The following is a 26,474-nucleotide window of genomic DNA, read 5'->3' on the forward strand; positions in this document are numbered from 1 at the left end:
TGCTCGTTCTGGCTGGCGGACGATCTGGCGATGATCGGCCGGGTGGAGGAGGCCCGCAAGCTCTTCGAGCGGCTGCTCTCGCTCCGCAACGACCTGGGGCTGCTGGCGGAGGAGTGGGACCCCCGCCTCAAGCGCCAGGTGGGCAACTTCCCGCAGGCGTTCAGCCATGTGCCGCTGATCGACACGGCCCTGCGGCTGACGGCGAGCGGGGCGTACGGGGGCTGACCCCGGGGGCGTACGCCTGCGGGAAGCGGCTTCAGATGACCAGGACCCGGCGCCCGCGGGTGTGGCCTGCCTGGCTGTCGGCGTGGGCCGCCGCGGCCTCGGTGAGCGGGTACGCCTTGTCCACCGGGATGTGGAGCCTGCCCCGCGCGATGAGGCCGGCGGCCTCGGCGAGCGCGTCCGGCACGCTCCCGGCCACGCCGGAGAAGCGGACACCCAGATCCGGCGCGCCGAGATCGGCGATGGAGATGACCTTCCGCGGGTCCCCGGTCAGCTCGACGAGTTCGCGGATCACGCCCGAGCCGGCCAGGTCCAGGGCCGCGTCGACCGGGCCGATGCCCCGCACCCGCTCGACCCAGCCCTCGCCGTACGTCGTGGCCAGGGCCCCCAGGCTCCGCAGGTAGTCCTGGTTCGCGGCCCCGGCCGTCCCGATCACCGTGATGCCGCGCTCACGGGCGATCTGCAGCACCGCCGATCCCACTCCCCCCGACGCGCCGCTGACCAGCAGCGTCTGCCCGGGCCGCACCCCGACCTCGCACAGGACGCGCAGCGCGGTCTCCACCACGGAGGGGTACCCGGCCGCCTCCTCGAACGACAGCCCCTCGGGCATCCGGGCCCAGGCCCCCAGCACGGCGAACTCGGCGTACGTGCTCGTCCCTTCACCGAACACCCGGTCGCCGACCTCGACCCCTTCGACGCCCTCGCCGATCTCGTCCACCACCCCGGCGGCGTCCTGTCCGACCCCGAAGGGCAGCTCGACCGGATGGGCCCCCAGGACCTGGCCCTCGCGGAGCCGCCAGTCGACGGGGTTCACCCCCGCCGCCCGCACGGCGATACGTATCCGGCCGGGGCCCGCGTGGGGCTCCTCGGCGTCGATCAGTTGCAGAACATCCGGACCGCCGAACTCGGCGAAGCTCACTTTCTTCATGCCGTGGACCGTAGCACTAACCGTTAGGGTTTCGGAACTGTTACGGCTTTGGATTTGGTAGCGTCAGGGCATGACCGTGCCGACGACCGGGCGCCGTGAGCGCAAGAAGGCCGCGACCCGCCAGAAGATCGCCGACACCGCCCTGCGGCTCTTCCTGGAGCGCGGGTACGAGGCGGTGGGCATCCGGGAGGTGGCCGCCGAGGCCGACGTGGCCGTGACCACGCTCTTCTCCCACTTCCCCTCGAAAGAGGCCCTGGTCTTCGAGCGGGACGACGACTTCGAGCAGCGCCTGGCGCGCGCGGTCACCGACCGGGCACCGCACGAGCCGCTCGTCCCCGCGCTGCGCCGGGAGATCCACGCCCTGGTGCGGCACTGCACGGGCGACGGCGCCGGCCCGGTCCAGCGCCTGATCGACGCGTCGCCCGCCCTGCGGGAGTACGAGGAATCGATGCGGCTGCGCCATGCCGAGTCGCTGGCGGCGGCCCTCGCCGCCGAGCTCGGCCTGCCCTCGGCCACCACGGCCTGCCGCGCGATCGGGAGATTCGTGATCGACGCCTACGCGCTCGCTCGCGAGGCGGCCGATCCGCGGGCCGCGGTGGACGAGGTCTTCCGGATGATCGAGGCGGCCTGGGAGGCCGCCGGGCCGGGCGGGGGCGGAGGATCCGGACCGCGTTCCTCCGGATAGCCGGGTGCGCGGTAGCGTGCGGCCATGGGGCCGCACGGGACGATCGAAGCCGAGATCACGGTACGCAGGGCGCTGGAGCTGCCCGCGCTGCGGCGCGGTCTGCCGGAGGTACTGGCCGGCGAGGACCGGCTGGGCCGCCCGGTGCGCTGGGTGCACGCCGGGGAGGTCCCGCACATCGCCTCACTGCTCAAGGGCGGGGAGCTGCTGCTGACCACCGGACTGGGCGTGGGCACCCGCCCGTCCGAGCAGCGGGCCTTCATCCGCAAGCTCGCCGACCGGGACATCGCCGCGCTGGTGGTGGAGCTGGGATCGCGGTTCGACGCGCTGCCCGCGGCGCTGATAGACGCCGCCCGGGACTGCGGGCTGCCGCTGATCCAGCTGCACCGCGAGGTCCCGTACGTCACCGTCACCGAGGAGATCCACACCGAGATCGTCAACAGCCACTACACGGTGCTGCGCCGCGCCGACCAGCTGCTGCGGCGGTGCACCGACGTGCTGCTGCGCGGCGGCGGCGCCCCCGAGGTGCTGCGGCTGCTCGCCGACTTCACCGGCAATCCGCTGTGCCTGGAGGCCCCGGACGGCAGCCCGCTGTACGCGGCCGGGCCGGCCGGCGCGGGCGGTGCGGCGGACGCCGATCCGCTGCTGGCCTGGGAGGGGCTGCGGGAGCGCGGCGTACGGATCGAGGTGCCCGGCGGCGGTCCCGGCCCGGACGCGGTGCGCGGCCACCTCGTGCTGCTGCCGGTGAACGGGCCGCCGGCGCCGGTGCACCGGATCGCCGCCGAGCGGGCCGCGGATCTGCTGGCCGTCGTCATGCTCCAGTCCCGGCAGGAAGAGGTGCTGGCGGCGCGGGGCCGCGGGGACTTCCTCGCGGAGCTGGCCGAGGGCCGGATCTCCGCCGCCGAAGCCCCGGTCCAGGCCCGGCTGCTGGGCTTCCGGCCGGGCGCCGACCCGGTGCTGCCGGTGGTGATGCGGCTGCCCGCCGCGCTGCCCTCGCCGGGCAGCTGGGGGCTGCTCGCCCAGGCGCTGCGCGAGGAGCTGTCCGCCCCCGGGGTGCCGGTGCTGCTCGGGGTGCGGCCGGTGGAGGGGCGGGTTCCGCTGCTGGTGGCGCTGCGCGCGGGGCAGGACCGGGCGGCGCTGGCCGACCGGATCGCCGAGGCGCTGCGGGCCGGTGTCGTGCGGGCCGGTCTGGACCGGCCGGCCGCGCCGCGCCCGGTCGTGGTGGTCGGCGCGGCGGGCGACTGGGCGGCGGCCGGGGCCGGACTGCGGCACGCGGCGGAGGCGGCGGCGGCCGCGCAGGGACTGCCGGAGGCGCCCTGGTACGACGCCCGGCGGCTGGACATCGAGCTGCTGCTGTGGCGGATGCGGGAGCACGGTGAGCGGGGTGTGCTCACCGATTTCGTCGAGCGCGCCATCGGGCCGCTGCTGGCCCACGACCGGGCCGCCCGCCAGCCGCTGCTGCCGACCCTGGAGGCGTATCTGGCCAGCGCCGGCCGCAAGGCGGAGACCGCCCGCGATCTGAACGTCAACCGGCAGACGCTCTACGACCGGCTGGCCCGGATCTCCCAGCTGCTCGGCACCGACCTGGACGATCCGCAGACGGTGCTGGGGCTGCGGCTGGCGCTGCGGGCGCGGCGGCACACCGAGCGGTAGGGCGGGGCGCGCCGGGGCGGTTCAGCGCCGGCGGCCGTCCCCCGGCGGCTGGGTCAGTTCGTCGTAGACGCTGAGGACTTGGGCGACGGTGTCGTCCTCGCTGGGCCAGCCGGCGGCCTGGATCCGGCCGGCCTCGGCGAGCGCGGCGCGCCGTACCGGGTCGGCGAGCAGGTCCAGCACCGTACGGGCCAGCGCGGTGGCGTCGCCGTAGCGGACCAGGGCGGCCGCCCGGCCGACCAGTTCGCGGGTGCCGCCGGTGTCGGTGGCCACCAGGGGGACGCCGGCCCGCAGCGCCTCCTGGGCGATCAGCGAGCGCGCCTCCCATTTGCTGGGCAGCACCACCAGGTCGGCGGCGGCGAGGAGTTCGGGGATGTCGTCGCGGCGGCCGAGCAGCTGGACGGGGAGCCGTTCGCCGTCGATGCGGCGCTGGAGCGCGGCCCGCCGGACGCCCTCGCCGGCGATCGCCAGCAGCGGCTGGGGATCCCGTCCGCACCAGGCGTGGGCGGCGTCCAGCAGCAGGTCGTGGCCCTGGGAGGCGTCCAGCCGCCCGACCGCGAGCAGCAACGGGCGGCCCACCGCGCCCAGTTCGGCGCGCTCCTTCTCCCGGCCGCGGTCGGGGTCGGCGGGGCGGTCGGCGCGCGGGCGCGGGATGGCGACCGGTGCCAGGCGGGCGTCCCGGGCGCCCCGCGCGCGAGCCCGGTCGACGAGGTCGGAGCAGACGCCGAGCACGACCGCGGCGGCCCGGGCCACCCGGCGCTCCATGAGGTGCGCCATCCCGGCCCGGGGCCCTTCGGGGTGCGCGGTGGTGTGCCAGGTGAGGACGAGCGGGACCCGGCCGCCCCGGGGGCCGCGCAGTCCGCGCACCGCGGTCGAGGCCCGCAGACCGGACCGCGGGCCGTGCGCGTGCACCAGGTCGGCGTCCCAGCAGGCGGCCCGGAGCACCGCCATCCCGGCCGGGTCGAGCCGGGGCGCGAGCGGGACGAACCGGGCGCCGGCCGCGGCGAATCCGTACACCCGCTCGGTCTCCGGCGGGGCGCACACCGTCACCCGGACGCCCCGGGCGACCAGCCCTTCGGCCAGGGAACGGACGTGCGCCGCGCTGCCGCCCCCGCCGTGGCCGAGCACCTGGACCGTGCGCAGCGGCGACGTCCGGTGCGGCGGCGTCAAGGGGCTGGTCACGAGGCGGGGCTCCTGGGTCGGGGGGCGGTACGGACCGTACCGGCGGGGCGGTTTGCTGCGGCGAGGTGCGGCGATGCGCCGGGGCTCAGCCGCCCGTCCGGCCCGCGGGCAGGACGGGGCGGGCGCGCCCCGGCACCGCGCACCGCGCCCAGGATGCCAGTCCCGGGACGTCAATCCGGCACCGTGCGGACGCCGTTCCGGTGGGAAGTCTCACCCGCGGATCCACGGATTCACCCACATGGGCGACGCGATACGGAAGCGCGGGACCACTCGAACGGGGTGAACCGGCGGCTCCGGTCCGCCCGCGCCGCTGTCCGGAACCCGTCCTTCACTGTCCGGATCGAGTCCCTCCGGATACCGCTCCGGGGTCCGGCCGGAGGGTCGGGGTGCCGACGGGAGCGCCGGGGTGCCGACCGCGCCCCGCGCGGCCGGTCCCGCCGTCAGTCGCCGCCAGTCGCCGCCGGCCGCCCGTCAGCCGCCGCTGCGGGCCGTCTCCAGCAGCTCCTCGGCGTGCGCCCGGGCCGTTTCGGAGTCCTCCTGGCCGGCCAGCATCCGGGACAGTTCGCGGATCCGGTCCTCGCCCTCCAGGACCGTGACGCCGCTGCGGGTGACCGAACCGTCGTGGGTCTTCTCCACCAGCAGCTGCCGGTCGGCGAACGCGGCGACCTGCGGGAGGTGGGTGACCACCACCACCTGCGCGGACTTGGCGAGCCGGGCCAGCCGGCGGCCGACCTCGACCGCCGCCTTGCCGCCGACGCCCGCGTCCACCTCGTCGAAGAGGTACGTCGGCACGGGATCGGAACCGGCGAAGACCACCTCGACGGCGAGCATGACCCGGGACAGCTCACCGCCGGAGGCGCCCTTGGCGATCGGGCGGGGCGGGGCGCCGGGGTGCGGGGCCAGCAGGATCTCGACCTCGTCGGCGCCGGCCGGGCCGTACGCCACCGTGCGGCCGCCGACCTCGATGCCGTCGCCCTCGGCGGCGTCCTCGCCCAGCTCGGTCTGGCGGATGGCGACGCTCACCCGGGCGTGCGGCATGGCCAGTTCGCCCAGCTCGGCGGTGACCGCGGCGGCGAAGCGCTCGGCGGCGGCGGTCCGGGCGTCGGTCAACTGCTGCGCCAGTTCGCCCAGTTCGGCGCGGAGCGCGTCGCGCTCGGCGGTCAGCTCCGCGATCCGGTCGTCGTCACCGTCGAGTTCGGCGAGCCGGGCCGCGCTCTGCTCGGACCAGGCCAGCACGGCGGTGATGTCCTCGCCGTACTTGCGGGTGAGGTGGTTCAGGGCGGCACGGCGCTCCTCGACGGCGGCCAGCCGCAGCGGATCGGCGTCCAGCCCGTCGGCGTACCCGGCGAGTTCGGTGGCGACGTCGGCCATCAGGATGCCCAGTTCGCCCAGCCGGTCGGCGAGCGCGGCCAGTTCGCGGTCGTGGCCGCGGACCGCCTCCAGGGCGCGGTGCGCGCCGGCGACGAGGGTGGTGGCGTCGATGGCCTCGGGGTCCTCGGGGTGGCCGGCCAGCGCGGCGTGCGCGGCGGTGGCGGCGGAGGCCAGCGACTCGGCGTGGCCGAGCCGTTCGGCCTCGGCGGCGAGTTCGGCGTCCTCGCCGGGGAGCGGTTCGGTGGCGGCGATCTCGTCCAGGCCGAAGCGGAGCAGATCGGCTTCCTGAGCGCGTTCGCGGGCGCGGGTGGTCAGCTCGTCCAGCTCGGCGGCGACGGTGCGCAGCCGGCGGTGCGCGGCGGCGTACTTGGCGAGCGGGACGGCGACCGCGTCGCCGGCGTAGCGGTCCAGGGCCTGGCGCTGGCGGGCCGGGCGCAGCAGGCCCTGCTGGTCGGTCTGGCCGTGCACCGCGACGAGGTCGTCGGCGAGTTCGGCGAGCAGGCCGACCGGGGCGGACCGGCCGCCGACGTGGGCCCGGGAGCGGCCCTCGGCGGAGACCGTGCGGCTGATCAGCAGCGCGCCGTCGTCCAGCTCGGCGCCGGCCTCCTCGGCCCGGACGGCGGCGGGCGAGCCGGCCGGCAGCGCGACCCGGCCCTCCACCACCGCCGATCTCGCGCCGATCCGCACCAGGGCGGGGTCCGCGCGTCCGCCGAGCAGCAGGCCGAGGCTGGTGACGACCATGGTCTTGCCGGCGCCGGTCTCGCCGGTCACCGCCGTGAAGCCCGGGGACAGCTCGACAACGGCGTCGTCGATGACGCCCAGGGACCGGATCCGCATCTCCTCCAACACGGATACGACCTTACGAGGTCTTGGGGCCGCCCCGCGACGGCCTCCCCCGCACCGCCGCCCGGCCACCGCCCCGTACACCGCTCCCACCAGGCCCTCTCCGGACGGCCGCACGCCCCGGACCTGCGGAAAACCCCACCCCGGAGGCGGGTGGCCGCCGCATGGCGCCGGGCCGGTGCGGACCGCCAGGCTGGCAGCGCGCGCCCGCCGGTCCGCACCGGCCGTCCCAGCCCGACCCCGCCACCGACCCCGCGAGGTACCCCGATGAGCGACCCGGCACCCCGCCGCCCGGCCCCGGCTTCCCGCCGCGTACGCCGCCCGCGCCGCCCGGCCCTGGCGGCCGCCGCCCTGGCCGCGGCCGCCGCGCTGACCGCCTGCGGCGCCCCGGCCCCGGCCACCGCCCGCGCCACCGCCGCCAGGGCCGCCGCGCCCTCCCTGGACGGCGTCTGGCGGACCGACGGCTACGGCACCCTCGTAGCCCTGCACGGCCGCACCCTGACCACGTACGACACCACCGCCGTCAGCTGCCTGCCGGGCGGCGTCACCGGCACCCGCACCGGCGCCCCCGGGCCGGACGGCACGCTCCGCTTCACCCTGCCGGACGCGGCGCCGCTGACCGTGGCCCCGGCGGGCCCGGACCGCGCCCGGATGGCGTTCGCCGACAACGCCGGCCACCGCGCGCTGCGCCGCACCGGCCCGCTCCCGAAGCGCTGCACCGCCCCGCCGCCCCGCGATCCGCGCGCGGTCTTCGACGTCTTCTGGCAGACGTATGCGGAGAACTACCCCTTCTTCCGGGCGAAGCGGATCGACTGGGACGCCGTCCGGGCCCGCTACCGCCCCCGGATCACCGCCCGGACCACGCACGCCGAACTCTTCGCGGTGCTGCGCGCGATGATCGAGCCGCTGCACGACGCGCACACCCGGCTCGTCGCCGGCCCGGACCGGTGGTTCGCCGGCCGGCGCCCGGGGACCGTACTGCCCACCCCGGACTTCACCGCCCGGGTGGACGCCGCGCTCGCCGCGAATCTCGGCCCGCACACCGCCCTGCGCCGGTGGGCCGAGGGCAAGCTCTCGTACGCCGATCTGCCCGGCCGGATCGGCTACTTCCGGATCACCCAGTTCGCCGGCTACACGAAGGACGGCGGCTACGCGGAGGACACCGCCGAGCTGGACCGCGCGCTGGACGCGGTGTTCACGCCCGCCCGCACCCGGGGCCCGGGGGCGCTGCGCGGGCTGATCGTGGACGTGCGGCTCAACGGCGGCGGTTCGGACGCCCTCGGGCTGCGGGTCGCCGCCCGGCTGACCGGCCGGCCGTACCTCGCGTACCGCAAGCGGGTGCGGAACGATCCCCGGGACCCGGCCGCGTTCACCCGGCCCGAGCCGGTCACCGTGCGCCCGCACCCGGGCCCCGCCTACACCGGCCCGATCGCGGTCCTCACCGGCCGGCTGACGATCAGCGCGGGCGAGACCTTCACCCAGGCCCTCATGGGCCGCTCCCCCGCGCCCGTCCGGATCGGCGAGAACACCCAGGGCGTCTTCTCCGACATCCTGGACCGGGCGCTGCCCAACGGCTGGCGCTTCGGGCTGCCCGACGAGGAGTTCCTGACCGCCGGCGGCCGCACCTTCGACGGCGCGGGCATCCCGCCGGACGTCCGCGCCCCCGTCTTCCCCGCCGCCGACCTGGCCGCCCGGCGCGACAGCGCGCTGGCCCGCGCCCGGGAGCTGCTGGCGGCACGTAACGGGAGCCCCGTGCCCGGCCGTTAGTGGGGCGCCCCCCGCCACCCCGCCACCGGGAGCGCGAACTTGGCGACCAGGCGGTCGGTGAACGAGGCGTGGTGCAGCCGGGCCAGGCGGACCGGGACCGCGCCGCGGCGCACCTCGACGCGGGCGCCGGCCGGGAGTTCGACGCTGCGCCGCCCGTCGCACCACAGCACCCCGTGCGGGGTCTTGGGCTGGACCTCGACGGCCAGCACCGAGCGCGGCGAGGTGACCAGCGGCTTGGCGAACAGCGCGTGGGCGCTGATCGGGACCATCAGCAGCGCCTCGACCTCCGGCCAGACCACCGGCCCGCCGGCCGAGAAGGCGTACGCGGTGGAGCCGGTCGGGGTCGCGCAGACCACGCCGTCGCCGCCGAAGCGGGACACCGGCCGGCCGTCGACCTCGGTGACCACCTCCAGCATCCGCTCGCGGGCGGCCTTCTCCACGGACGCCTCGTTCAGCGCCCAGTCGGTGTGCACCACATGGCCGTTGTTGCGGACCAGGACGTCGAGGGTCATCCGCTCCTCGACCTCGTAGGAGCGGGTGACGACGCGGTCGACGACCTTGTCCAGATCGTCCCGTTCGGCCTCGGCGAGGAAGCCGACCCGGCCGAGGTTGACGCCCAGCATCGGGACCCCGGACGTGCGGGCGAAGTCCGCGCCGCGCAGCAGCGTGCCGTCGCCGCCGAGGACGACCAGCAGTTCGCAGCCCTCGGCCGCGCAGGGTTCGGTCGCCACGCGCTCGACCGAGTCCGGGAGCGGCAGGTCCACGGCCTCCTCGGCCAGCACCCGCACCCCGATGCCGCTGCGCAGCAGTCCCTGGACGACGAGTTCCGCGCTGCGGACGGCCGCCGGGCGGCCGGTGTGGGCGAGCAGGAACACCGTCCGCCCGGCCCGGCCGTCCTCCTGCGCCGCGCTGCCTTCAACTGCCTGGGTAGTGGTCAACTGGGCCCCTCCGCCACTGCACGGTCGACATCCGCCGGGTCGAGTGCAGGCGCCCCGGCGCGCAGCCACAGAAAGTACTCGACATTGCCGGACGGGCCGGGCAGCGGGCTCGCGGTCACGCCCAGCACGCCGAGGCCCAGTTCGGCGGCGCGGGCGGCGACGCCGCGCACCGCCTCGGCGCGCAGCGCGGCGCTGCGCACCACCCCGCCGCTGCCCAGCCGCTCCTTGCCGACCTCGAACTGCGGTTTGACCATCAGCACCAGGTCGGCGCCGGGCGCGGTGCAGCGCACCAGCGCGGGCAGCACCAGGCCGAGCGGGATGAACGACAGATCGCCGACGACCAGGTCGACGGGCTGCCCGTCGAGCTGCTCCAGGGTGAGTTCGCGGACGTTGGTGCGGTCCTTGACGATCACGCGCTCGTCGCTCTGCAGCTGCCAGGCGAGCTGGCCGTAGCCGACGTCGGCGGCGACGACCTGGGCGGCGCCGGCCCGCAGCAGCACGTCGGTGAAGCCGCCGGTGGAGGCGCCGGCGTCCAGGGCGCGGCGGCCCGTAACGCGCAGTCCGCGCGGGGTGAAGGCGGCGAGCGCGCCGGCCAGCTTGTGGCCGCCGCGGGAGACGTAGTCGGGGTCGTTCTCATCGGCCCGGACGACCACGGCGGCGCTGGTCTCCACCTGGGTGGCCGGTTTGGTCGCGGTCGTCCCGCCGACGGTCACCCGGCCCGCGGCGATCAGCTGGCTCGCGTGCTCCCGGGAGCGGGCCAGCTTGCGGCGCACCAGCTCCGCGTCGAGACGGCGTCGTGCCACTCCTGCCACCTGTGGTTCAGCTCCTACCGGTCGTGAGGCTCGTGGTTCGGTGCGGGCGGCCCGGGGTGCTGGTCCAGGGAGGCCAGTACGTCGCGCAGCCCGCGGTGGACATCCTCGTACATGGCGAGGTGGCCGCTCACCGGCAGGTGGCCGGCTTCGGCCAGCCGCGCCAGGCCGGCGTCGACCGCGGCCTGGCCGGTGGGGGTCACCGGCACGCCGAGCGGCCGGGGCCCGCCGACCTCGTCCGGGCCCGGGGCGGCGCCGGGGCGCTGCTCGGCGGGCGGACCGTCCGCAGTGGGGGATTCCGGGGTGCCGGGGGCGGCCGGCGCCGGGCCGTTCATCGGGTCTGCCATGCCCCCGACGCTACCGCGCCCGCGCGCCCCCGGCCGCCCGTGACCTGGCGTATCGTCGGGCGCGATGGCAACTCTCGACCAGTGCCGCGCCGCGCTCGACCGGCTGGCCCAGAACCTGTCCTCGGCGGACGGCGAGGTACGCAGCGCCGCCGCGCTCGACCGCTCCGTCAGCTGCCGGATCACCGACCTCGACACCACGTTCACCGGCCGGCTGGCCGGCGGGGCGCTGCGGGACGTGGGATGCGTCCCCGGGCCGCCGCCGGAGAAGGCCGATATCCGGCTGACGATGACCGGCGACGACCTGGTCGCGCTGGTGGACGGCCGGCTGAACTTCGCCCGGGCCTGGAGCGGCGGCCGGGTGAAGCTGGAGGCCGGGCTGCGCGATCTGCTGCGGCTCAGGACGCTGCTGTAGCGGGGGCGGCCGCGGCGGCCTCCCGGGCCCGGCGGGCGGCCGGGACGACCAGCGGGGTGCCGGTCTCGGGGTCGTCGATGATCCGGCAGTCGATGCCGAAGACCCGGCCCACCAGCTCGGCGGTGACGATGTCGCGGGGCGCGCCCTCGGCGATCACCGCGCCGTCCTTCATGGCGATCAGGTGGGTGGCGTAGCGGGCCGCCTGGTTGAGGTCGTGCAGGACCGCGACGAGGGTGCGGCCCTGCTCCTCGTGGAGCGCGGCGCACAGGTCCAGGACCTCGATCTGGTGCTGGATGTCGAGGTAGGTGGTCGGCTCGTCGAGGAGGAACAGCGGGGTCTGCTGGGCCAGTGCCATGGCGATCCAGACCCGCTGGCGCTGGCCGCCGGAGAGTTCGTCGACGTACCGGTCGGCGAGCGCGGCCACGCCGGTCGCCGCCATCGACTCCTGGACGATCCGCTCGTCCTTCGCCGACCACTGGCGCAGCAGGCCCTGATGCGGGTAGCGGCCGCGGGCGACGAGGTCGGCGACGGTGATGCCGTCGGGGGCGACCGAGGACTGCGGCAGCAGGCCGAGGGTGCGGGCGACCTGCTTGGCCGGCAGCGAGGAGATCCGCTGCCCGTCGAGCAGGACCGCGCCGGCGGCCGGGCGGAGCATCCGCGACAGGGCGCGCAGCAGGGTGGACTTGCCGCAGGCGTTCGGGCCGACGATGACGGTGAAGGAGTTGTCCGGGACGGCGACCGAGAGGTTCTCGGCGATGGTCCGCTGGTCGTAGGCGAGGGTGAGGTTCTCGGCCGACAGTCGGCTCACGGGGCGGCTCCTGGGGTGGTGAGGGGCGGTCGGTTCGCTGGGGGCGCCGGGGGCGGCGGCGGGCCGGCCGGTCACACCCGTCCCGCCTTGCGCTCGGCGACCAGCAGCCACAGCAGATAGCCGCCGCCGAGGACGCCGGTGAGGACGCCGACCGGCAGCTGGTCGGCGCCGAAGAGCTGCTGGGAGGCCCAGTCGGCGGCGAGCAGCAGCGCGGCGCCCATCAGCGCGGCGGGCAGGAGGTTGGGGCCGGGGGAACGGGTCAGCCGGCGGGCCAGCTGGGGGGCGGTCAGGGCCACGAAGGCGATCGGCCCGGCGGCGGCGGTGCCGGCCGCGACCAGCACCACGGCGGCCAGCAGCGCGGTGATCCGGACGTGTTCGGTCCGTACGCCCAGCGCGGCCGCGGCGTCGTCGCCCATCTCCAGCATCCGCAGCGGCCGTGAGGACGCCAGCACCAGCGGGACGAGCACCGCGCAGACCACGGCCAGCGGCCACACCTGGTTCCAGTCGCGGCCGTTGAGCGAGCCGGTCATCCAGGTGGTGGCGCGGGCCGCGTCGTAGATGGTGGCCTTGGTCAGGAGGAAGAGCACCACGGCGTAGAGCATGGCGGCGGCGCCGATGCCGACCAGGACGAAGCGGTAGCCGTGCACGCCGCGCTTCCAGGCCAGCAGGAAGATGGCGAGGCCGGTGAGCACCCCGCCGGCCACCGCGCCGCCGGCCACCGCGAACGTCCCGCCGTGGAACCACACCAGGACGATCAGCGCGCCGACCGAGGAGCCCTGGGAGAGGCCGAGGATGTCCGGGCTGCCCAGCGGATTGCGGGAGACGGCCTGGAAGACCGCCCCGCCGAGCCCGAACGCGGCGCCGACCAGCAGACCCACCAGCACGCGCGGGAGCCGGAGTTCGTGGACGATGAAGTCCTGGGCGGGGGTGCCGCCGCCGGTGAGGGTGGTGAGCACCTGCGAGGGCGTCATGGCGTAGTCGCCGGTGCCGATCAGGGCGATCGCGGCGGCCGCGGCGACGCCCGCCAGCAGCGCCCCGGCCAGCAGGGCGCGGGGGTCGAGCCGCCACGACAGCCCGCCCGCGGTCCGTACGGCGCGGGGCCGCCGCCGGGCGTTCCGCGCCCCGGGCCCGGGGGCCTTCCCGGGCGTCACCGTCGCGTTCACCGCTGTCCCTCCTTGCTGTTCGGCGCTCTCCGGCCCGGGGGCCACGGCGCGGGTGCGCGGTGCCGGGCTCACAGCTGGGCCATCCGGCGCCGCCGTACGAGGTAGATGAAGACCGGGCCGCCGATGACCGCGGTGACGATGCCGACCTGGAGTTCGCCGGGCCGGGCCACCACCCGGCCGAGCACGTCCGCGCCGACCAGCAGCACCGGCGAGAGCACCGCCGAGTACGGCAGGATCCACCGCAGGTCGGGGCCGGTCAGCGCGCGGACCGCGTGCGGCACCATCAGCCCGACGTAGACGATCGGCCCGCAGGCGGCGGTGGCGCCGCCGCACAGCAGGGTGACCGCGGCCATGGCGAGGATCCGGGTGCGGGTCAGCCGGGCGCCCAGGGCCCGCGCCTGGTCGTCGCCGAGCGCGACGGCGTTCAGCGGGCGGGCGAGCAGCAGCGCGAGCACCGCGCCGAGGGCGAGGAACGGCGCGATGCGGGTCACCGTGGACGAGGTGGCGGCGGCCAGCGAGCCGACCGTCCAGAAGCGCATCCGGTCCAGCGCCGCGCCGTCCAGGAGGTTGACGGTGTTGAGGTAGCCGGTGAGGACGGCGGTGAGCGCGGTGCCGGCCAGCGCGAGCCGGACCGGGGTGGCGCTGCGGGTGCCGCCGAGGACGTAGACCGCGACGGAGACCAGCGCGGCGCCGGCGAACGCGAACCACACATAGCTGCTCAGCGAGGTGACGCCGAGGAAGCTGATGGCGGTGACCACGGCGGCCGAGGCGCCGGCGTTGATGCCGAGGACGCCGGGGTCGGCGAGCGGATTGCGGGTGAGCGCCTGCATGACCGTGCCGGCGAGCCCGAGGGCGGCGCCGGCCAGCAGGCCGAGGAGGGTGCGCGGCAGCCGGACGTCGCGGATCACGACGTCGGTGTCGGTGCCGGAGTAGTGGAACACCCCGTGCCACACCTGGTCGAGGGGGATCTGCTTGGCGCCGACCGCGATGCCGAGGACGGCGACGAGGGCGAGGACGGCGACGGCGGCGGCCAGCCCCGCGGCGCGGGCGGTGTGCCGCCGCCGCGCGGTGGGGGGACGCGCCGCGTCGGGCGGACTGTCAACGGGGGGGCTGTCAACCAACACGATGGTTAGGTTAGCCTACCCTCACAAGCAGTCGATCTCCCGGCCTTCCGGTGCGGTCGTACCCGCCCGCCCGTGGGGCCAACCGCCTCCAGAGAGAAGCGCAAAAGCGATGAGAACCCCCCGAAGCGTATCCCTGTCCCGGCGCGGCATCCTGGCCGCGGGCGGCGCCGTCGGTATCGGCGCCCTGCTCGCCGCCTGCGGAGGGAGCAAGGACGCCGGGGGCACGGGCGGCGGCGGCAAGGGCGGCCCCTGGTCGTTCACCGACGACCGGAAGCAGAAGGTCTCGCTCCCGGACACCCCGCACCGCATCGTCGCCTTCACCGGCACCGCCGCGGCCCTGCACGACTTCGGCATCGACAAGCAGATCACCGGCGTCTTCGGCCCGACCAAGCTGCCGGACGGCAAGCCCGATCCGCAGGCCGGCGACCTCGACGTCGACAAGGTCACCATCCTCGGCAACGCCTACAACCAGTTCAACGTCGAGAAGTACGCCGGGCTCGCGCCCGACCTGCTGGTCACCAACATGTACGAGCCGGGCGCGCTGTGGTTCGTCCCGGACGAGAGCAAGGACAAGATCACCAAGCTCGCCAAGTCGGTGGCCCTGACCGCCTCCCGCAAGCCGCTGGACCACATCATCGGCCGCTACGCCGACCTCGCCGCGGCCCTCGGCGCCGACCTGAAGGCCAAGAAGGTCACCGACGCCAAGGCCCGCTTCGAGCAGGCCGCCGCCCGGCTGCGCAAGGCCGCCGCAGCCCACCCGGTCAAGGTCCTGGCCTGCTCCGGCAGCGCCGACCTCTTCTACGCCTCCAACCCCGGCATCAACGCCGACCTGATGTACTTCAAGTCCCTCGGCGTCGACCTGATCGTCCCCGACCACCTCGACAAGGGCGGCTACTTCGAGAGCCTGAGCTGGGAGAACGCCGACAAGTACAAGGCCGACGTGCTCCTGCTGGACAACCGCACCGCCACCCTCCAGCCCAAGGACCTGGCCGCCAAGCCGTCCTGGAACAAGCTCCCCGCCGTCCAGGCCGGCCAGATCACCCCCTGGGCCAGCGAGCCGCGCTTCTCCTACGCGGGCGCCGCCCCGCTCCTGGAGTCGCTCGCCCAGGCCATCGAGCACGCCAAGAAGGTCAACTGACGCACCGCCGGGCCGGCCGCGGCGCCGGCCCGGTCCGCCCGCCCGCCCCGTTCCCGTCCCGGGAGGTTCCGCAATGACCGCGACCGCCGCCCCCACCACCGCGCCGTTCCGCTTCTTCGACGTCCAGGTCGCCCGCGTCCGGCGCCTGTGCCCCTCCATGATCCGGATCACCTTCACCGGCGACCGGCTGGACGAACTGGCCTCCGGCGGCCGGGACCAGCGCTTCAAGCTGTTCCTCCCGCAGCCGCACCAGACCGCGCCGGTCTTCGAGGACCTCAGCGAGGCGTGGTACACCGCCTGGCGGGCCCAGGACCCCGCCGAACGGCCGGTGATGCGGTCGTACACCATCCGCGAACAGCGCCACGACCCGGCCGAGTTCGATGTGGACTTCGCGCTGCACGGCGCGGACGGACCGGCCGCGGCGGGCGGCGGCCCGGCCAGCCGCTGGGCCCTCGCGGCCCGGCCGGGCGACCGGCTGACCGTGCTCGCCCCGGCCGTCGCGGACAACGGCGGCGTCGACTTCCGGCCGCCGCCCGGCACCGACTGGATCCTGCTGACCGGCGACGAGACCGCCCTGCCGGCCATCGCCGGCATCCTGTCCTGGCTCTCCCCCGGCACCACCGCCAAGGTGTGGCTCGAGACCGGCCACCCGGACGACCGGCAGCCGCTGCCGACCTTCGCCGACGCCGAGGTCACCTGGCTGGTCCGCGACCCGGCGGCGGCCCGCCGCGGCGAACCGGTCCTGGACGCGCTGCGCGCCGCGGACCTGCCGGCCGGCACCCCGTACGCCTGGATCGCCGGCGAGGCCGGCACCGTCAAGGCGGTGCGCCGGCACCTGGTCGGGGAGCGCGGTTTCGACCGCCGGGCGGTGAAGTTCACCGGCTACTGGCGGCGCGGGGCCAGCGAGGAGGACCTGCTCGCGGAGCTGACGGCGGCGGCCGGCGGCAAGTGAGCCACCGCCCCGGCACGGGCCCGCGAGCCGCCATCCGGCCGCCCGCGGGCCCCTCGCGCCTACCTGACGAAGCGTCACACAGAGTTGACGCAGCGTCAGAAGCCAAGCCGCCGCAGCGCCTTCCCCGCCTCCGCCGCGCACTGCCCGTCCCCCGCCGCGCTCCAGGCCGCCGCGCACAGCGCGCGCAGCCCGTCCAGCGGCTCCCCCGCGCCGTCCAGCACCAGCTCCGCCCCGGCCGCCTCGGCGCGCCAGCCGCCGCACCGGAAGCCGGTGCCGTCCCCGGTCACCTCCGGCTGCGGCGCCAGCAGTCCGCGCAGGTCGGCGGCCACGTACGTCGGCCGGTGCTGGGGCGGCGCGGCCAGCAGCTCGGCGGGGGTGGTGACGCCGGTGAGCACCAGCAGGGAGTCCACCCCGCCGTTCCAGGCGCCCTCGATATCGGTGTCGAGCCGGTCCCCGACCACCAGCGGCCGCCGGGCGCCGGTGCGCAGCACGGTCTCCCGGTGCATCGGCGGCAGCGGCTTGCCCGCGACCTGCGGAGAGCCGCCGGCGGCGATCCGCACCACCTCCACCAGCGCGCCGTTGCCCGGCGCGATCCCGCGCTCCTTGGGGATGGTCAGGTCGGTGTTGGACGCGAACCACGGCACCCCGCGCTGCACCGCGTACGCGGCCTCCGCCAGCGCCGCCCAGTCCAGCGCCGGGTCGTAGCCCTGGACCACCGCCGCCGGATCCTCGTCCGCCGAATCCACCGGTACGAGCCCGCGCTCGCGCAGCGCCACCCGCAGCCCCTCGCCGCCGATCGCCAGCACCCGGGAGCCGGCCGGCACCTGCTCGGCGATCAGCCGGGCCACCGCCTGCGCGGAGGTGATCACCTCCGCCGCTTCCGTGGGCAGACCGAATCCGGACAGCTGGCCGGCCACCGCCTCCGGCGTCCGGGCCGCGTTGTTGGTCACGTACGCCAGCCGCATCCCGCCGTCCCGCGCCGTGGTCAGCGACGCCACGGCGTGCGCGATGGCCTGCCCGCCGGCGTAGACCACCCCGTCCAGATCCAGCAGCGCCGTGTCGTACGCCGCGCTGAGCGCGCGCTCGCACCCGGCGGGCCGGTGCCGTCCGCCGCCGTCCGCGCCGGTGCGCCTCGACTCGTTCATCCCGTCCTGCTCCTCGCTCGTTGCCGGCCCGCGGCGGGCGCCGCACGGCCGCGCCCGGCGCCCGGGGCGGGCCCGTCCGCCGCCGCGCGGCCACCGCTGATTACGGCCGTTTCCGGCCGCTCCCCCGATCATCCCGCACGCCGTTGTCGGCATAGCATTCTTCAATGACCAGTACCGACGGCCTCCGCCTCCTCCCGTTCCGCGGCCTGCGCTACGCCCCGGAACGGGTCAGCAGCCTCACCGCGGTCACCTCCCCGCCGTACGACGTCGTGGTCCGCCCGGAGGAGGTCCGGGAGTTGGAGACCTCGGACCCGTACAACATCGTCCGGCTGATCCTGCCGCACACCGCCGATCCGGCCGCCCGCCACCGCCAGGCCGCCGACACCCTGCGGCGCTGGCGGGACGAGGGAATCCTCACACCGGATCCGGAGCCCGCGCTCTACGTCTACGAGCAGCGCGGCGGCGGCGTCCTGCAGCGCGGGCTGATCGGCGCGCTGCGGCTGGACGGGCCGGTGCTGCCGCACGAGGACGTGATCCCGGAGGTCGTCGCGGACCGGGCCGCGCTGATGGGCGCCGCGGCCGCCAACTTCGAGCCGCTGCTGCTGTCGTACCGCGGCCAGGGCGCGGGCAACGGCGCGACCGCGGTCATCGAACGCGCGGTCCAGGGGCCGCCGCTGCTGGCCACCACCACCGAGGACGGTTTCGCGCACCGGCTGTGGGCGGTCACCGACCCGGCGGAGCTGGCCGCCGTGGACGCCGATCTGGCCACCCGGCGGGCGCTGATCGCCGACGGCCACCACCGCTGGGCGACGTACCGGCGGCTGTACGAGCAGCGGCCGGACGCCGGCCCCGGCTCCCCCTGGGCGTCCGGGCTGGTGCTGCTGGTCGACACCGCCCGCTATCCACTCCAGGTCCGGGCCATCCACCGGGTGCTGCCGCACCTTCCGGCCGCCAAGGCGCTGGCGGACGTGGCCGGCGCGTTCCGGGCCCGGCGGCTGCCGGCCGAGCTGCCGGCCGCCCTGGAGGCGCTGGCGGAGGCGCCCGGCACCGCGTTCGTGCTCTCCGGCGGCCCGGACTCCTTCCACCTCCTGGACCGCCCCGACCCCGGTCTGCTGGACCGGGCGATCCGCGCCGACCGGCCCGAGGCGTGGCGGCGGCTGGACGCCACCGTGCTGCACTCCGTCCTGCTGGACGAGGTCTGGCGGATCCCCGACCGCCCGGCCGACATCGGCTATCTGCACCACGCGGAGGCGGCCGTGGCGCAGGCCGCCCGGCACGGCGGCACGGCCGTCCTGATGCGCGCCACTTCAGAAGAGACGGTCCGTCAACTCGCCGAGCAGGGCGTGACGATGCCCCGCAAGTCCACCTCCTTCGGCCCGAAGCCGGCGACCGGGCTGGTGCTGCGGACCCTGGACGACGAAGGGAGCTGACCGGCCCGGCGGATCGCGCCCCCGCCCCCACCCGGCGACACAGTTAGGTTAGGCTTACCTCACTGCGTCACCGGGCGGGTCTCCCTGCCCCTGTGCGCACCTCCGCACCTGCACAGGACGCGGTCAACCCCGCACCAGGGAGGGCACTTCATGAGTCTCCTCGCGCACTCCGCCGAGGACCCGGCCGACAGCCGCACCCATCTCCTCAACCACCGCACCGCCGACCGCTACCGCGCCGCCGTCACCGAGAGCGTCACGCGCGTCAGCGACCGCATCGCCACCACCGAACGCCCCTTCACCGGCGTCTCCGTGGACGACCTGGCCCCCGCCGTCGCCGCCGTCGACCTCGACACCCCGCTGCACGACCCGGCCGCCGCGCTCGACGAACTGGAGCACCTCTACCTCCGCGACGCGGTCTACTTCCACCACCCGCGCTACCTCGCGCACCTCAACTGCCCCGTGGTGATCCCCGCACTCGTCGGCGAGGCGGTGCTCTCCGCCGTCAACTCCTCCCTGGACACCTGGGACCAGAGCGCCGGCGGCACCCTCATCGAACGCCGCCTGATCGACTGGACCGCCGCCCGGATCGGCCTCGGCGAGCACGCCGACGGCGTCTTCACCAGCGGCGGCAGCCAGTCCAACCTCCAGGCCATGCTGCTGGCCCGGGACGAGACCGTCCACCGCGAACTGACCGGCCCCGACGCCCCCGAGGGCGCCCGCCGGGCCGACCTCCTCCCCCGGCTGCGTATCTTCGCCTCCGCCGCCGGCCACTTCAGCATCCGCAAGTCCGCCACCCTGCTCGGCCTGGACGCGGACGCCGTGATCGCCGTCCCGGTCGACGCGGAGAAGCGGATGCGCGCCGACGCGCTCGCCGACGGACTCGCCCGCTGCCGGCGCGACGGCCTGATACCCATGGCGGTCGTCGCCACCGCCGGCACCACCGACTTCGGCTCCCTCGACCCGCTCCCGGAGATCGCCGACCTGGCCGCCCGGTACGGCGCCTGGATGCACGTGGACGCCGCCTACGGCTGCGGACTGCTGGTCTCCCGCCGCCGCGAACTGCTGACCGGCATCGAACGCGCCGACTCGGTGACCGTCGACTACCACAAGTCCTTCTTCCAGCCGGTCAGTTCCAGCGCCGTGCTGGTCCGCGACCGCGCCACCCTCCGGCACGCCACGTACCACGCCGACTACCTCAACCCCCGCCGGATGGCCGAGGCCCGGATCCCCAACCAGGTCGACAAATCGCTCCAGACCACCCGCCGCTTCGACGCCCTCAAACTCTGGCTGACCCTGCGCGTCATGGGCGCCCACGGCATCGGCGAACTCTTCGACGCGGTCATCGACCGCGCCGCCGACGCCTGGAAGCTGCTCCACGACGACCCGCGCTTCGACGTCGTCGTCCAGCCCACCCTGAGCACCCTGGTCTTCCGCTACCTCCCCGGCGGCGCCCAGGACCCCGACCCCGACCTCACCGACCGGGTCAATCTGCACGCCCGCGAAGCCCTCTTCGCCTCCGGTGACGCCATCGTCGCGGGCACCACCGTCGACGGCCGCCACTACCTGAAGTTCACCCTGCTCAACCCCGAGACCACCCTCGACGACATCGCCACCGTCCTGGACCTCATCGCCGAGCACGCCGGCCGCTTCCTCGCCGGACAGGCCGCACCCGGGCGGCCCACCCCGGCCCTCACCACCCGCTGACCTCCACCGACCGACCATCGACCGGAGAACACCTCGTGACCGTCCCCCACGACACCCCCTACGACTTCGTCGCCATCGGACTCGGCCCCTTCAACCTCGGCCTGGCCTGCCTGACCGCCCCCATCGGCGAGCTGAACGGCCTCTTCCTCGACGACAAGCCGGCCTTCGACTGGCACCCCGGCATGATGCTGGAGAGCAGCCACCTCCAAGTGCCGTTCATGGCCGACCTGGTCACCCTCGCCGACCCCACCTCGCCCTTCTCCTTCCTCAACTACCTCAAGGAATCGGGCCGGATCTACTCGTTCTACATCCGCGAGAGCTTCTATCCGCTGCGCGCCGAGTTCAACGACTACTGCCGCTGGGCGGCCGGCAAGCTCGACACCGTCCGCTTCTCGCACACCGTCACCGCCGTCGAGTACGACGAGACCGCCGAGGTCTACGTCATCCACGCCGACCACCGCGGCGAACACCGCACCTTCCGGGCCCGCCGCCTCGTCCTCGGCACCGGCACCCCGCCCCACCTTCCCGACGCCTGCCAGGGCCTCGGCGGCGACCTGCTGCACAACGCCGGCTACCTCGACGCCAAGCCCGCCCTCCAGGCCAAGGACAGCATCACCGTCATCGGCAGCGGCCAGAGCGCCGCCGAGATCTACTACGACCTCCTCCAGGACATCGACGCCCACGGCTACCACCTGACCTGGGCCACCCGCTCCCCCCGCTTCTTCCCGCTCGAATACACCAAGCTCACCCTGGAGATGACCTCCCCGGAGTACGTGGACTACTTCCACGCCCTTCCGCCAGCCACCCGCGACCGGCTCAACGCCTCCCAGAAGCACCTCTACAAGGGCATCGACTCCGAGCTGATCAACGACATCTTCGACCTGCTCTACCAGAAGCGCCTGGCCGGCCCGGTCCGCACCCGCCTGCTCACCAACTCCGCGCTCACCGACGCCCGTTACGACGAGGCCACCGGCACGTACACCCTCGGCCTGCGCCAGGAGGAGCAGGGCCGCGACTACACCCTCACCACCCAGGGCCTGGTCCTCGCCACCGGCTACCGCTACCGCGTTCCGGCCTTCCTCGACCCCATCCGCGACCGCATCGCCTGGGACGACGCCGGCCGCTACGACGTCGCCCGCAACTACAGCATCGACACCACCGGCCACGGCATCTTCGTGCAGAACGCCGAGCTGCACACCCACGGCTTCGTCACCCCCGACCTCGGCATGGCCGCGTACCGCAACTCCTGCATCATCCGGGAGCTGCTCGGCCGCGAGCACTACCCGGTCGAAAAGGCCATCGCCTTCCAGGAGTTCGCCGCCCCGGCCGGCCCGCACCACCCGATGGAGATATCCGCATGAGCGCCGCCCCCGTCTTCACCCGCACCGACCCCGCGCTGGGGGAGTTCGCCCTGCGGCCCGTCGACCCCGCCGCCGACGCCCCCGTCCTCCACCGGTGGGTCACCCACCCCAAGGCCGTCTTCTGGCTGATGCAGGACTGCGATCTGCCCGCCGTCGAGAAGGAGTTCGCCCGGATCGGCGCCGACCCGTACCACGACGCCTTCCTCGGCCTGCACAACGGCACCCCGGCCTTCCTCATGGAACGCTACGACCCCGCGCACCGCGAACTGGTCGGCATCCACCCCGCCCGCCCCGGCGACATCGGCATGCACTTCCTCACCGCGCCCACCGCCGAACCCCTCCACGGCTTCACCCGCGCGGTCCTGGTCACCGTCATGGAGATGCTCTTCGCCGACCCCGGCGTCCAGCGGGTGGTGGTCGAACCCGACACCCGCAACACCGCCGTCCACGCCCTGAACAAGGCCGTCGGCTTCGAGATCGTCCGCACCGTCTCGCTGCCCTCCAAGGACGCCTACCTCAGCACCTGCACCCGCGACCAGTTCCTGGCCACCCGAGGAGACCGCCGATGACCGCCCCCGCCCCCCACCAGCCCGCCCAGGACGCCGTCGCCCACCTCACCCCCGCCCTGTGGGCCCGCGCCAACCGCGCCCTGATCCGCAAGGCCCTCGCCGAATTCGCCCACGAACGGCTGCTCACCCCCGAACCCCTCGACGACACCGGCCGCTACGCCGTCCACGCCGACGACACCGCCACCACCTACCGCTTCACCGCCCGCAGACGCGCCCTGGACCACTGGCAGATCGACCCGGACAGCATCACCCGCCACCGCGACGGCACCGAACTCCCCCTGGACGCCCTGGACTTCATCACCGAGTTCCGCACCTCGCTCGGCCTGTCCGACACCGTCCTCCCGGTCTACCTCGAGGAGATCAGCTCCACCCTCTCCGGCACCGCCTACAAACTCGCCGGCAAGGCCACCCCCGCCGCCGAGCTGGCCACCGCCTCTTTCCAGGCCATCGAGACCGGCATGACCGAGGGCCACCCCTGCTTCGTCGCCAACAACGGCCGCCTCGGCTTCGGCATCCACGAGTACCACGCCTACGCCCCCGAGGCCGCCGCCCCGCTCCAGCTGCTCTGGCTGGCCGCCCACCGCGACCACACCACCTTCACCGCCGGCGCCGGCCTCGACTACGACACCCTCATCGACGCCGAACTCCCCCCGGAGACCCGCGCCCGCTTCGCCGCCACCCTCACCGGCCTCGGCCTCGACCCCGACGCCTACTACCTCTTCCCCACCCACCCCTGGCAGTGGTGGAACAAGCTCTCCGTCACCTTCGCCGCCGAGGTCGCCCAGCGCCGCCTGGTCTGCCTGGGCCCCGGCGACGACCACTACCTCGCCCAGCAGTCCATCCGCACCTTCTTCAACACCAGCCACCCCGAGAAGCACTACGTCAAAACCGCCCTGTCGGTCCTCAACATGGGCTTCATGCGCGGCCTGTCCGCCTCGTACATGGAGGCCACCCCGGCCATCAACGACTGGCTGGCCCGCCTGATCGACGCCGACGACACCTTCCGCGCCGCCCGCTTCTCGATCATCCGCGAGCGCGCCGCCATCGGCTACCACCACCGCCAGTACGAGGCCGCCACCGAGAAGGGCTCCCCGTACCGCAAGATGCTCGCCGCCCTCTGGCGCGAGAGCCCGGTCCCCACCCTCGCCCCCGGCCGGCGGCCGGCCACCATGGCGTCCCTCCTCCACACCGACCGCGACGGCGCGTCCTTCGCCGCCGCCCTCATCGCCGAGTCCGGCCTGGCCCCCGAGGACTGGCTCCGCCGCTACCTCGACGCCTACCTCACCCCCGTCCTGCACGCCTTCTACGCCTACGACCTGGTCTTCATGCCGCACGGCGAGAACGCCATCCTGGTCATCGAGGACGGCGCGGTGGAACGGGTGATCTTCAAGGACATCGCCGAGGAGATCGCCGTGATGTCCGCCGACGCCGTGCTCCCGCCCGAGGTCGAACGCATCCGCGCCGACGTCCCCGAGGACAAGAAGCTGCTGTCCGTCTTCACCGACGTCTTCGACTGCTTCTTCCGCTTCCTGTCCGCCACCCTCGACGACCTCGGCGTCCTGGACGAGGACACCTTCTGGCGCACGGTCGCCGCCACCGTCACCGACTACCAGGCGGCCCACCCCCACCTCGCCGACCGCTTCGCGGCCTACGACATGTTCGCCCCCGAGTTCGCCCTCTCCTGCCTCAACCGCCTCCAGCTGCGCAACAACGAGCAGATGGTCGACCTCCAGGACCCGGCCGGCGCCCTCCAGCTCATCGGCACCCTCCGCAACCCCATCGCCCCGTACGCCCCCTGACCCCACCCCACCAACGACGAAGGGCGGGCCCACCCGGACCCGCCCTTCGTCGTTCTCACCTAGCCGCGGCTACTCACCCTTCGCCGGCCCCTCACCAGCTCCAGGCCGCTCACCCTCAACCTCACCGGCCTCGTCCTCCTCCTCGGACTCGTCCAGCGCATCGGTGAACTGCACCCCGTCCAGCTCCGCCAGCCGGTCCGACGCGTCCGTGGTCCCGGCCTGGTCGGCCTCCAGCGCCCGCGCGAACCAGTCCCGCGCCTCGTCCTCGCGCCCGACCTCCAGCAGCGCGTCCGCGTACGCGTACCGCAGCCGCGCCGTCCACGGGTGCACCGCGCTCGACGCCAGCTCCGGGCTCTGCAGCGTCACCACCGCCGCGTCGGCCTGACCCATGTCCCGCCGCGCCCCGGCCGCGACCAGCCGCATCTCGACCTGCCCGGCCCGGTCCAGCTTCTGCACCTCCGGCTCACCGGCCATCGCCAGCGCCTTCTCCGGCCGCCCGAGCCCGCGCTCGCAGTCCGCCATGACGGGCCACAGGTCCGACCCGCCGGTCATCCGCCGCGCCGCCCGGAACTCCTTCAGCGCCTCGCCGTACTGCGCGTTGGCGTACGCCGCGAAGCCGGCCGCCTCCCGCACCGCCGCGACCCGCGACGCCAGCCGCAGCGCCACCTTCGCGTACCCGTACGCCTGCTCCGGGTCCTCGTCCAGCAGCCGCGCGACCATCACCAGGTTCTTGGCGACGTCCTCGGCCAGCGTCTTCGGCAGGCTCTGCAGCTCCTGCCGCACCGACTTGTCGATCTCGTCGCCGGTCACGTCCTCCGGGATCGGCATCCGCCTGATCGGCTCCCGGTCCCGGTCCCGCCGGTCGAACCGGTCGTCGCGCCGGTCATCCCGCCGCGGCCCGTCCCGCCGGTCATCCCGGCGGAAGCCCCCACGGTCATCACGATCCCGGCCACCGCCATACGGCCGCCGCCCCCCACGCTCGTCCCGCCGAAAGCCCCCCCGGTCATCCCGCCGGTCGTCCCTACGGAACCCACCCCGGTCATCCCGCCGGTCGTCCCCACGGAACGACCCCCGGTCATCACGGGAGAACGAGCCACGGTCATCCCGCCGCTCCCCACCGCGATCGTCCCGCCGCGGCGCGCGCTCGTCCCTGCGGAACCCCCCACGCTGATCGTCCCGATCCCGCCGGAACCCACCGCGCTCGTCCTCACGCCGGAACCCACCGCGGTCGTCCTCCCGCCGCGGCCCCCGCGCCCGGTCGTCCCGCTGGAACCCCCCACGGCTCCCACCACGGTCATCCCGCCGCTCATCCCTGCGGAAACCACCCCGGTCGTCCCGCCGGTCGTCCCTACGGAACCCACCCCGGTCGTCGCGCCGGTCGTCACGACGCTCAACCCGCCGGTCATCGCCGCGCCGGTCATCCCTGCGGTCATCCCGCCGGTCATCCCTGCGGAACGACCCACGGTCGTCACGGGAGAACGAGCCACGGTCATCCCGCCGCTCAGGCTGCTTTTCGCGCCGGAACCCCCCACGGTCGTCCCGCCGCTGGAACGAGCTACCGCGGTCATCGCGCCGGTCGTCCCTGCGGAAGCCCCCGCGGTCGTCACGCTGGGACGAACCCCCGCGGTCATCCCGCCGCTGGAACGAACCACCGCGGTCGTCCCGCCGGAAACCGCCCTGGCCGGCACCCCGCTGACCGCGGTCGTCGCGGCGGTCATCACGGCGGTCGTCGCGGCGGAACCCCCCGCGCTCACCACCGCGGTTGTCCCGCGCGTCGCGGCTGTCGCGGTTGTCGCGGCCCGCGCGGTTGTCCGGCCGGTAGCCCCCACGGTCATCCCGCCGGAACCCACCACGGTCACCGGCGTCTCGCCGCGGCCGGCGCTCCGGACGATCGTCGGAAGAGTTGGTGGACATCGACGTGACTCCTGTCTTCGGTACTGCATTCATTCTCACGCACCGAACCCCTCGGCGCGCTCCAGGAAAAACAAAAGGACCCTTGGTCCCAGCGTGAACGCTGGGACCAAGGGTCCTTAAAAATTGTTCGGCGGCGTCCTACTCTCCCACAGGGTCCCCCCTGCAGTACCATCGGCGCTGAAAGGCTTAGCTTCCGGGTTCGGAATGTAACCGGGC

General features: G+C 74.9%; 23 protein-coding genes and 1 rRNA gene. 12 read left to right on the forward strand and 12 right to left on the reverse strand.

The window, feature by feature from the left end; all coding sequences use genetic code 11:
* Nucleotides 1-225 (forward strand): glycoside hydrolase family 15 protein (locus tag ADL22_RS31635; RefSeq protein ID WP_234430933.1); only part of this gene is annotated, 225 nt, incomplete at its 5' end.
* A gap of 31 nt (nucleotides 226-256) precedes the next feature.
* Here the strand turns inward: ADL22_RS31635 and ADL22_RS31640 are convergent.
* Nucleotides 257-1,150: an NADP-dependent oxidoreductase gene (locus ADL22_RS31640; RefSeq protein ID WP_066987734.1), complete on the reverse strand. Its 894-nt coding sequence runs from the start codon at nucleotides 1,148-1,150 to the stop codon at nucleotides 257-259.
* Between the two features lie 70 nt (nucleotides 1,151-1,220).
* Here ADL22_RS31640 and ADL22_RS31645 point away from each other — a divergent pair, with 70 nt between their 5' ends.
* Together ADL22_RS31645 and ADL22_RS31650 are read left to right on the forward strand one after the other, a co-directional pair.
* Nucleotides 1,221-1,835 carry a TetR/AcrR family transcriptional regulator gene (locus tag ADL22_RS31645; RefSeq protein ID WP_066987736.1) on the forward strand — a complete coding sequence of 205 codons (615 nt, stop codon included), beginning with the start codon at nucleotides 1,221-1,223 and terminating at the stop codon, nucleotides 1,833-1,835.
* A 24-nt stretch (nucleotides 1,836-1,859) separates the two neighbouring features.
* Complete coding sequence (locus ADL22_RS31650) at nucleotides 1,860-3,485, forward strand: PucR family transcriptional regulator (RefSeq protein ID WP_066987738.1); 1,626 nt, start codon at nucleotides 1,860-1,862, stop codon at nucleotides 3,483-3,485.
* Nucleotides 3,486-3,506: 21 nt separating this feature from the next.
* On the opposite strand, the gene ADL22_RS31655 is transcribed toward ADL22_RS31650, so the two are convergent.
* Both ADL22_RS31655 and recN read right to left on the reverse strand, forming a co-directional pair.
* Nucleotides 3,507-4,664, reverse strand: coding sequence for a glycosyltransferase family 4 protein (locus ADL22_RS31655; protein ID WP_066987740.1), 1,158 nt, complete (start codon nucleotides 4,662-4,664; stop codon nucleotides 3,507-3,509).
* Nucleotides 4,665-5,135: 471 nt separating this feature from the next.
* On the reverse strand, nucleotides 5,136-6,872 hold the full coding sequence (gene recN / locus ADL22_RS31660; protein WP_066987742.1) for a DNA repair protein RecN: 1,737 nt from the start codon (nucleotides 6,870-6,872) through the stop codon (nucleotides 5,136-5,138).
* A gap of 273 nt (nucleotides 6,873-7,145) precedes the next feature.
* Between recN and ADL22_RS31665 the strand changes: the two genes are divergently transcribed.
* Nucleotides 7,146-8,645 (forward strand): S41 family peptidase, encoded by a 1,500-nt coding sequence (locus tag ADL22_RS31665; RefSeq protein WP_079064585.1) that lies wholly within the window; start codon nucleotides 7,146-7,148, stop codon nucleotides 8,643-8,645.
* On the opposite strand, the gene ADL22_RS31670 is transcribed toward ADL22_RS31665, so the two are convergent.
* Genes ADL22_RS31670 through ADL22_RS31680 form a run of 3 tightly spaced genes read right to left on the reverse strand, consistent with a single transcriptional unit; the run spans nucleotide 8,642 to nucleotide 10,739 of the window.
* Nucleotides 8,642-9,520, reverse strand: coding sequence for an NAD kinase (locus ADL22_RS31670; protein ID WP_066987744.1), 879 nt, complete (start codon nucleotides 9,518-9,520; stop codon nucleotides 8,642-8,644). The two genes, ADL22_RS31665 and ADL22_RS31670, sit on opposite strands and share 4 nt — an antisense overlap.
* A 59-nt stretch (nucleotides 9,521-9,579) precedes the next feature.
* Nucleotides 9,580-10,395: a TlyA family RNA methyltransferase gene (locus tag ADL22_RS31675; protein ID WP_066987746.1), complete on the reverse strand. Its 816-nt coding sequence runs from the start codon at nucleotides 10,393-10,395 to the stop codon at nucleotides 9,580-9,582.
* A 14-nt stretch (nucleotides 10,396-10,409) separates the two neighbouring features.
* The gene (locus tag ADL22_RS31680; RefSeq protein WP_066987748.1) at nucleotides 10,410-10,739 is read right to left on the reverse strand and encodes a hypothetical protein; all 330 of its coding nucleotides are present in this window, start codon (nucleotides 10,737-10,739) and stop codon (nucleotides 10,410-10,412) included.
* 64 nt (nucleotides 10,740-10,803) lie between these two features.
* On the opposite strand from ADL22_RS31680, the gene ADL22_RS31685 reads away from it, so the two are divergent.
* Complete coding sequence (locus ADL22_RS31685) at nucleotides 10,804-11,151, forward strand: SCP2 sterol-binding domain-containing protein (protein WP_066987750.1); 348 nt, start codon at nucleotides 10,804-10,806, stop codon at nucleotides 11,149-11,151.
* Here ADL22_RS31685 and ADL22_RS31690 read toward each other — a convergent pair.
* The 3 genes from ADL22_RS31690 to ADL22_RS31700 all read right to left on the reverse strand — a co-directional run bounded on the left by ADL22_RS31690 (nucleotide 11,135) and on the right by ADL22_RS31700 (nucleotide 14,246).
* Complete coding sequence (locus tag ADL22_RS31690; RefSeq protein ID WP_066987752.1) at nucleotides 11,135-11,959, reverse strand: ABC transporter ATP-binding protein; 825 nt, start codon at nucleotides 11,957-11,959, stop codon at nucleotides 11,135-11,137. The genes ADL22_RS31685 and ADL22_RS31690 overlap by 17 nt on opposite strands.
* A gap of 71 nt (nucleotides 11,960-12,030) precedes the next feature.
* Entirely contained in the window at nucleotides 12,031-13,122 is a 1,092-nt protein-coding gene (locus ADL22_RS31695; protein ID WP_079064586.1) for a FecCD family ABC transporter permease, read from the reverse strand.
* A gap of 68 nt (nucleotides 13,123-13,190) precedes the next feature.
* Entirely contained in the window at nucleotides 13,191-14,246 is a 1,056-nt protein-coding gene (locus ADL22_RS31700) for a FecCD family ABC transporter permease (RefSeq protein ID WP_066987754.1), read from the reverse strand.
* Nucleotides 14,247-14,355: 109 nt separating this feature from the next.
* On the opposite strand from ADL22_RS31700, the gene ADL22_RS31705 reads away from it, so the two are divergent.
* Entirely contained in the window at nucleotides 14,356-15,384 is a 1,029-nt protein-coding gene (locus ADL22_RS31705) for an ABC transporter substrate-binding protein (protein WP_066987756.1), read from the forward strand.
* Between the two features lie 73 nt (nucleotides 15,385-15,457).
* Nucleotides 15,458-16,336 (forward strand): siderophore-interacting protein, encoded by an 879-nt coding sequence (locus ADL22_RS31710; protein ID WP_066987758.1) that lies wholly within the window; start codon nucleotides 15,458-15,460, stop codon nucleotides 16,334-16,336.
* Nucleotides 16,337-16,431: 95 nt separating this feature from the next.
* Here ADL22_RS31710 and ADL22_RS31715 read toward each other — a convergent pair whose 3' ends face one another.
* The gene (locus tag ADL22_RS31715) at nucleotides 16,432-17,481 is read right to left on the reverse strand and encodes an HAD-IIA family hydrolase (RefSeq protein WP_066987759.1); all 1,050 of its coding nucleotides are present in this window, start codon (nucleotides 17,479-17,481) and stop codon (nucleotides 16,432-16,434) included.
* A gap of 164 nt (nucleotides 17,482-17,645) precedes the next feature.
* Between ADL22_RS31715 and ADL22_RS31720 the strand changes: the two genes are divergently transcribed.
* From ADL22_RS31720 to ADL22_RS31740, 5 genes are all read left to right on the forward strand, one after another.
* Nucleotides 17,646-18,911, forward strand: coding sequence for a DUF1015 family protein (locus ADL22_RS31720; protein WP_066987761.1), 1,266 nt, complete (start codon nucleotides 17,646-17,648; stop codon nucleotides 18,909-18,911).
* Nucleotides 18,912-19,061: 150 nt separating this feature from the next.
* The gene (locus tag ADL22_RS31725) at nucleotides 19,062-20,615 is read left to right on the forward strand and encodes a pyridoxal phosphate-dependent decarboxylase family protein (RefSeq protein ID WP_066987763.1); all 1,554 of its coding nucleotides are present in this window, start codon (nucleotides 19,062-19,064) and stop codon (nucleotides 20,613-20,615) included.
* Between the two features lie 35 nt (nucleotides 20,616-20,650).
* A complete protein-coding gene (locus ADL22_RS31730; protein WP_066987765.1) occupies nucleotides 20,651-21,976 on the forward strand; it encodes a lysine N(6)-hydroxylase/L-ornithine N(5)-oxygenase family protein in 1,326 nt (441 codons plus the stop codon).
* Nucleotides 21,973-22,545, forward strand: a complete 573-nt coding sequence (locus tag ADL22_RS31735) for a GNAT family N-acetyltransferase (RefSeq protein WP_066987767.1) — start codon at nucleotides 21,973-21,975, stop codon at nucleotides 22,543-22,545. The genes ADL22_RS31730 and ADL22_RS31735 overlap by 4 nt, the downstream gene beginning before the upstream one ends.
* Nucleotides 22,542-24,344 carry an IucA/IucC family protein gene (locus ADL22_RS31740; protein WP_066987769.1) on the forward strand — a complete coding sequence of 601 codons (1,803 nt, stop codon included), beginning with the start codon at nucleotides 22,542-22,544 and terminating at the stop codon, nucleotides 24,342-24,344. Before ADL22_RS31735 ends, ADL22_RS31740 begins: the two co-directional genes overlap by 4 nt.
* A 69-nt stretch (nucleotides 24,345-24,413) precedes the next feature.
* Here the strand turns inward: ADL22_RS31740 and ADL22_RS35870 are convergent, their stop codons facing one another.
* Nucleotides 24,414-25,172 carry a tetratricopeptide repeat protein gene (locus tag ADL22_RS35870; protein ID WP_066987771.1) on the reverse strand — a complete coding sequence of 253 codons (759 nt, stop codon included), beginning with the start codon at nucleotides 25,170-25,172 and terminating at the stop codon, nucleotides 24,414-24,416.
* Nucleotides 25,173-26,383: 1,211 nt separating this feature from the next.
* A 5S ribosomal RNA gene (gene rrf, locus ADL22_RS31755) occupies nucleotides 26,384-26,474 on the reverse strand; the annotation flags it as partial.

This window comes from Streptomyces sp. NRRL F-4489 (assembly GCF_001509485.1).
GTDB lineage: Bacteria > Actinomycetota > Actinomycetes > Streptomycetales > Streptomycetaceae > Streptomyces.

Bases quoted from the DNA above. Each gene is read 5' to 3' on its own strand.
- ADL22_RS31645 (WP_066987736.1), top strand. From the start codon at position 1,221: ATGACCGTGCCGACGACCGGGCGCCGTGAGCGCAAGAAGGCCGCGACC.
- ADL22_RS31710 (WP_066987758.1), top strand. From the start codon at position 15,458: ATGACCGCGACCGCCGCCCCCACCACCGCGCCGTTCCGCTTCTTCGAC.
- ADL22_RS31715 (WP_066987759.1), bottom strand. From the start codon at position 17,481: ATGAACGAGTCGAGGCGCACCGGCGCGGACGGCGGCGGACGGCACCGG.
- ADL22_RS31705 (WP_066987756.1), top strand. From the start codon at position 14,356: ATGAGAACCCCCCGAAGCGTATCCCTGTCCCGGCGCGGCATCCTGGCC.
- ADL22_RS31680 (WP_066987748.1), bottom strand. From the start codon at position 10,739: ATGGCAGACCCGATGAACGGCCCGGCGCCGGCCGCCCCCGGCACCCCG.
- ADL22_RS35870 (WP_066987771.1), bottom strand. From the start codon at position 25,172: ATGCCGATCCCGGAGGACGTGACCGGCGACGAGATCGACAAGTCGGTG.
- ADL22_RS31740 (WP_066987769.1), top strand. From the start codon at position 22,542: ATGACCGCCCCCGCCCCCCACCAGCCCGCCCAGGACGCCGTCGCCCAC.
- ADL22_RS31725 (WP_066987763.1), top strand. From the start codon at position 19,062: ATGAGTCTCCTCGCGCACTCCGCCGAGGACCCGGCCGACAGCCGCACC.
- recN (WP_066987742.1), bottom strand. From the start codon at position 6,872: ATGCGGATCCGGTCCCTGGGCGTCATCGACGACGCCGTTGTCGAGCTG.
- ADL22_RS31685 (WP_066987750.1), top strand. From the start codon at position 10,804: ATGGCAACTCTCGACCAGTGCCGCGCCGCGCTCGACCGGCTGGCCCAG.
- ADL22_RS31720 (WP_066987761.1), top strand. From the start codon at position 17,646: ATGACCAGTACCGACGGCCTCCGCCTCCTCCCGTTCCGCGGCCTGCGC.
- ADL22_RS31650 (WP_066987738.1), top strand. From the start codon at position 1,860: ATGGGGCCGCACGGGACGATCGAAGCCGAGATCACGGTACGCAGGGCG.
- ADL22_RS31665 (WP_079064585.1), top strand. From the start codon at position 7,146: ATGAGCGACCCGGCACCCCGCCGCCCGGCCCCGGCTTCCCGCCGCGTA.
- ADL22_RS31640 (WP_066987734.1), bottom strand. From the start codon at position 1,150: ATGAAGAAAGTGAGCTTCGCCGAGTTCGGCGGTCCGGATGTTCTGCAA.
- ADL22_RS31735 (WP_066987767.1), top strand. From the start codon at position 21,973: ATGAGCGCCGCCCCCGTCTTCACCCGCACCGACCCCGCGCTGGGGGAG.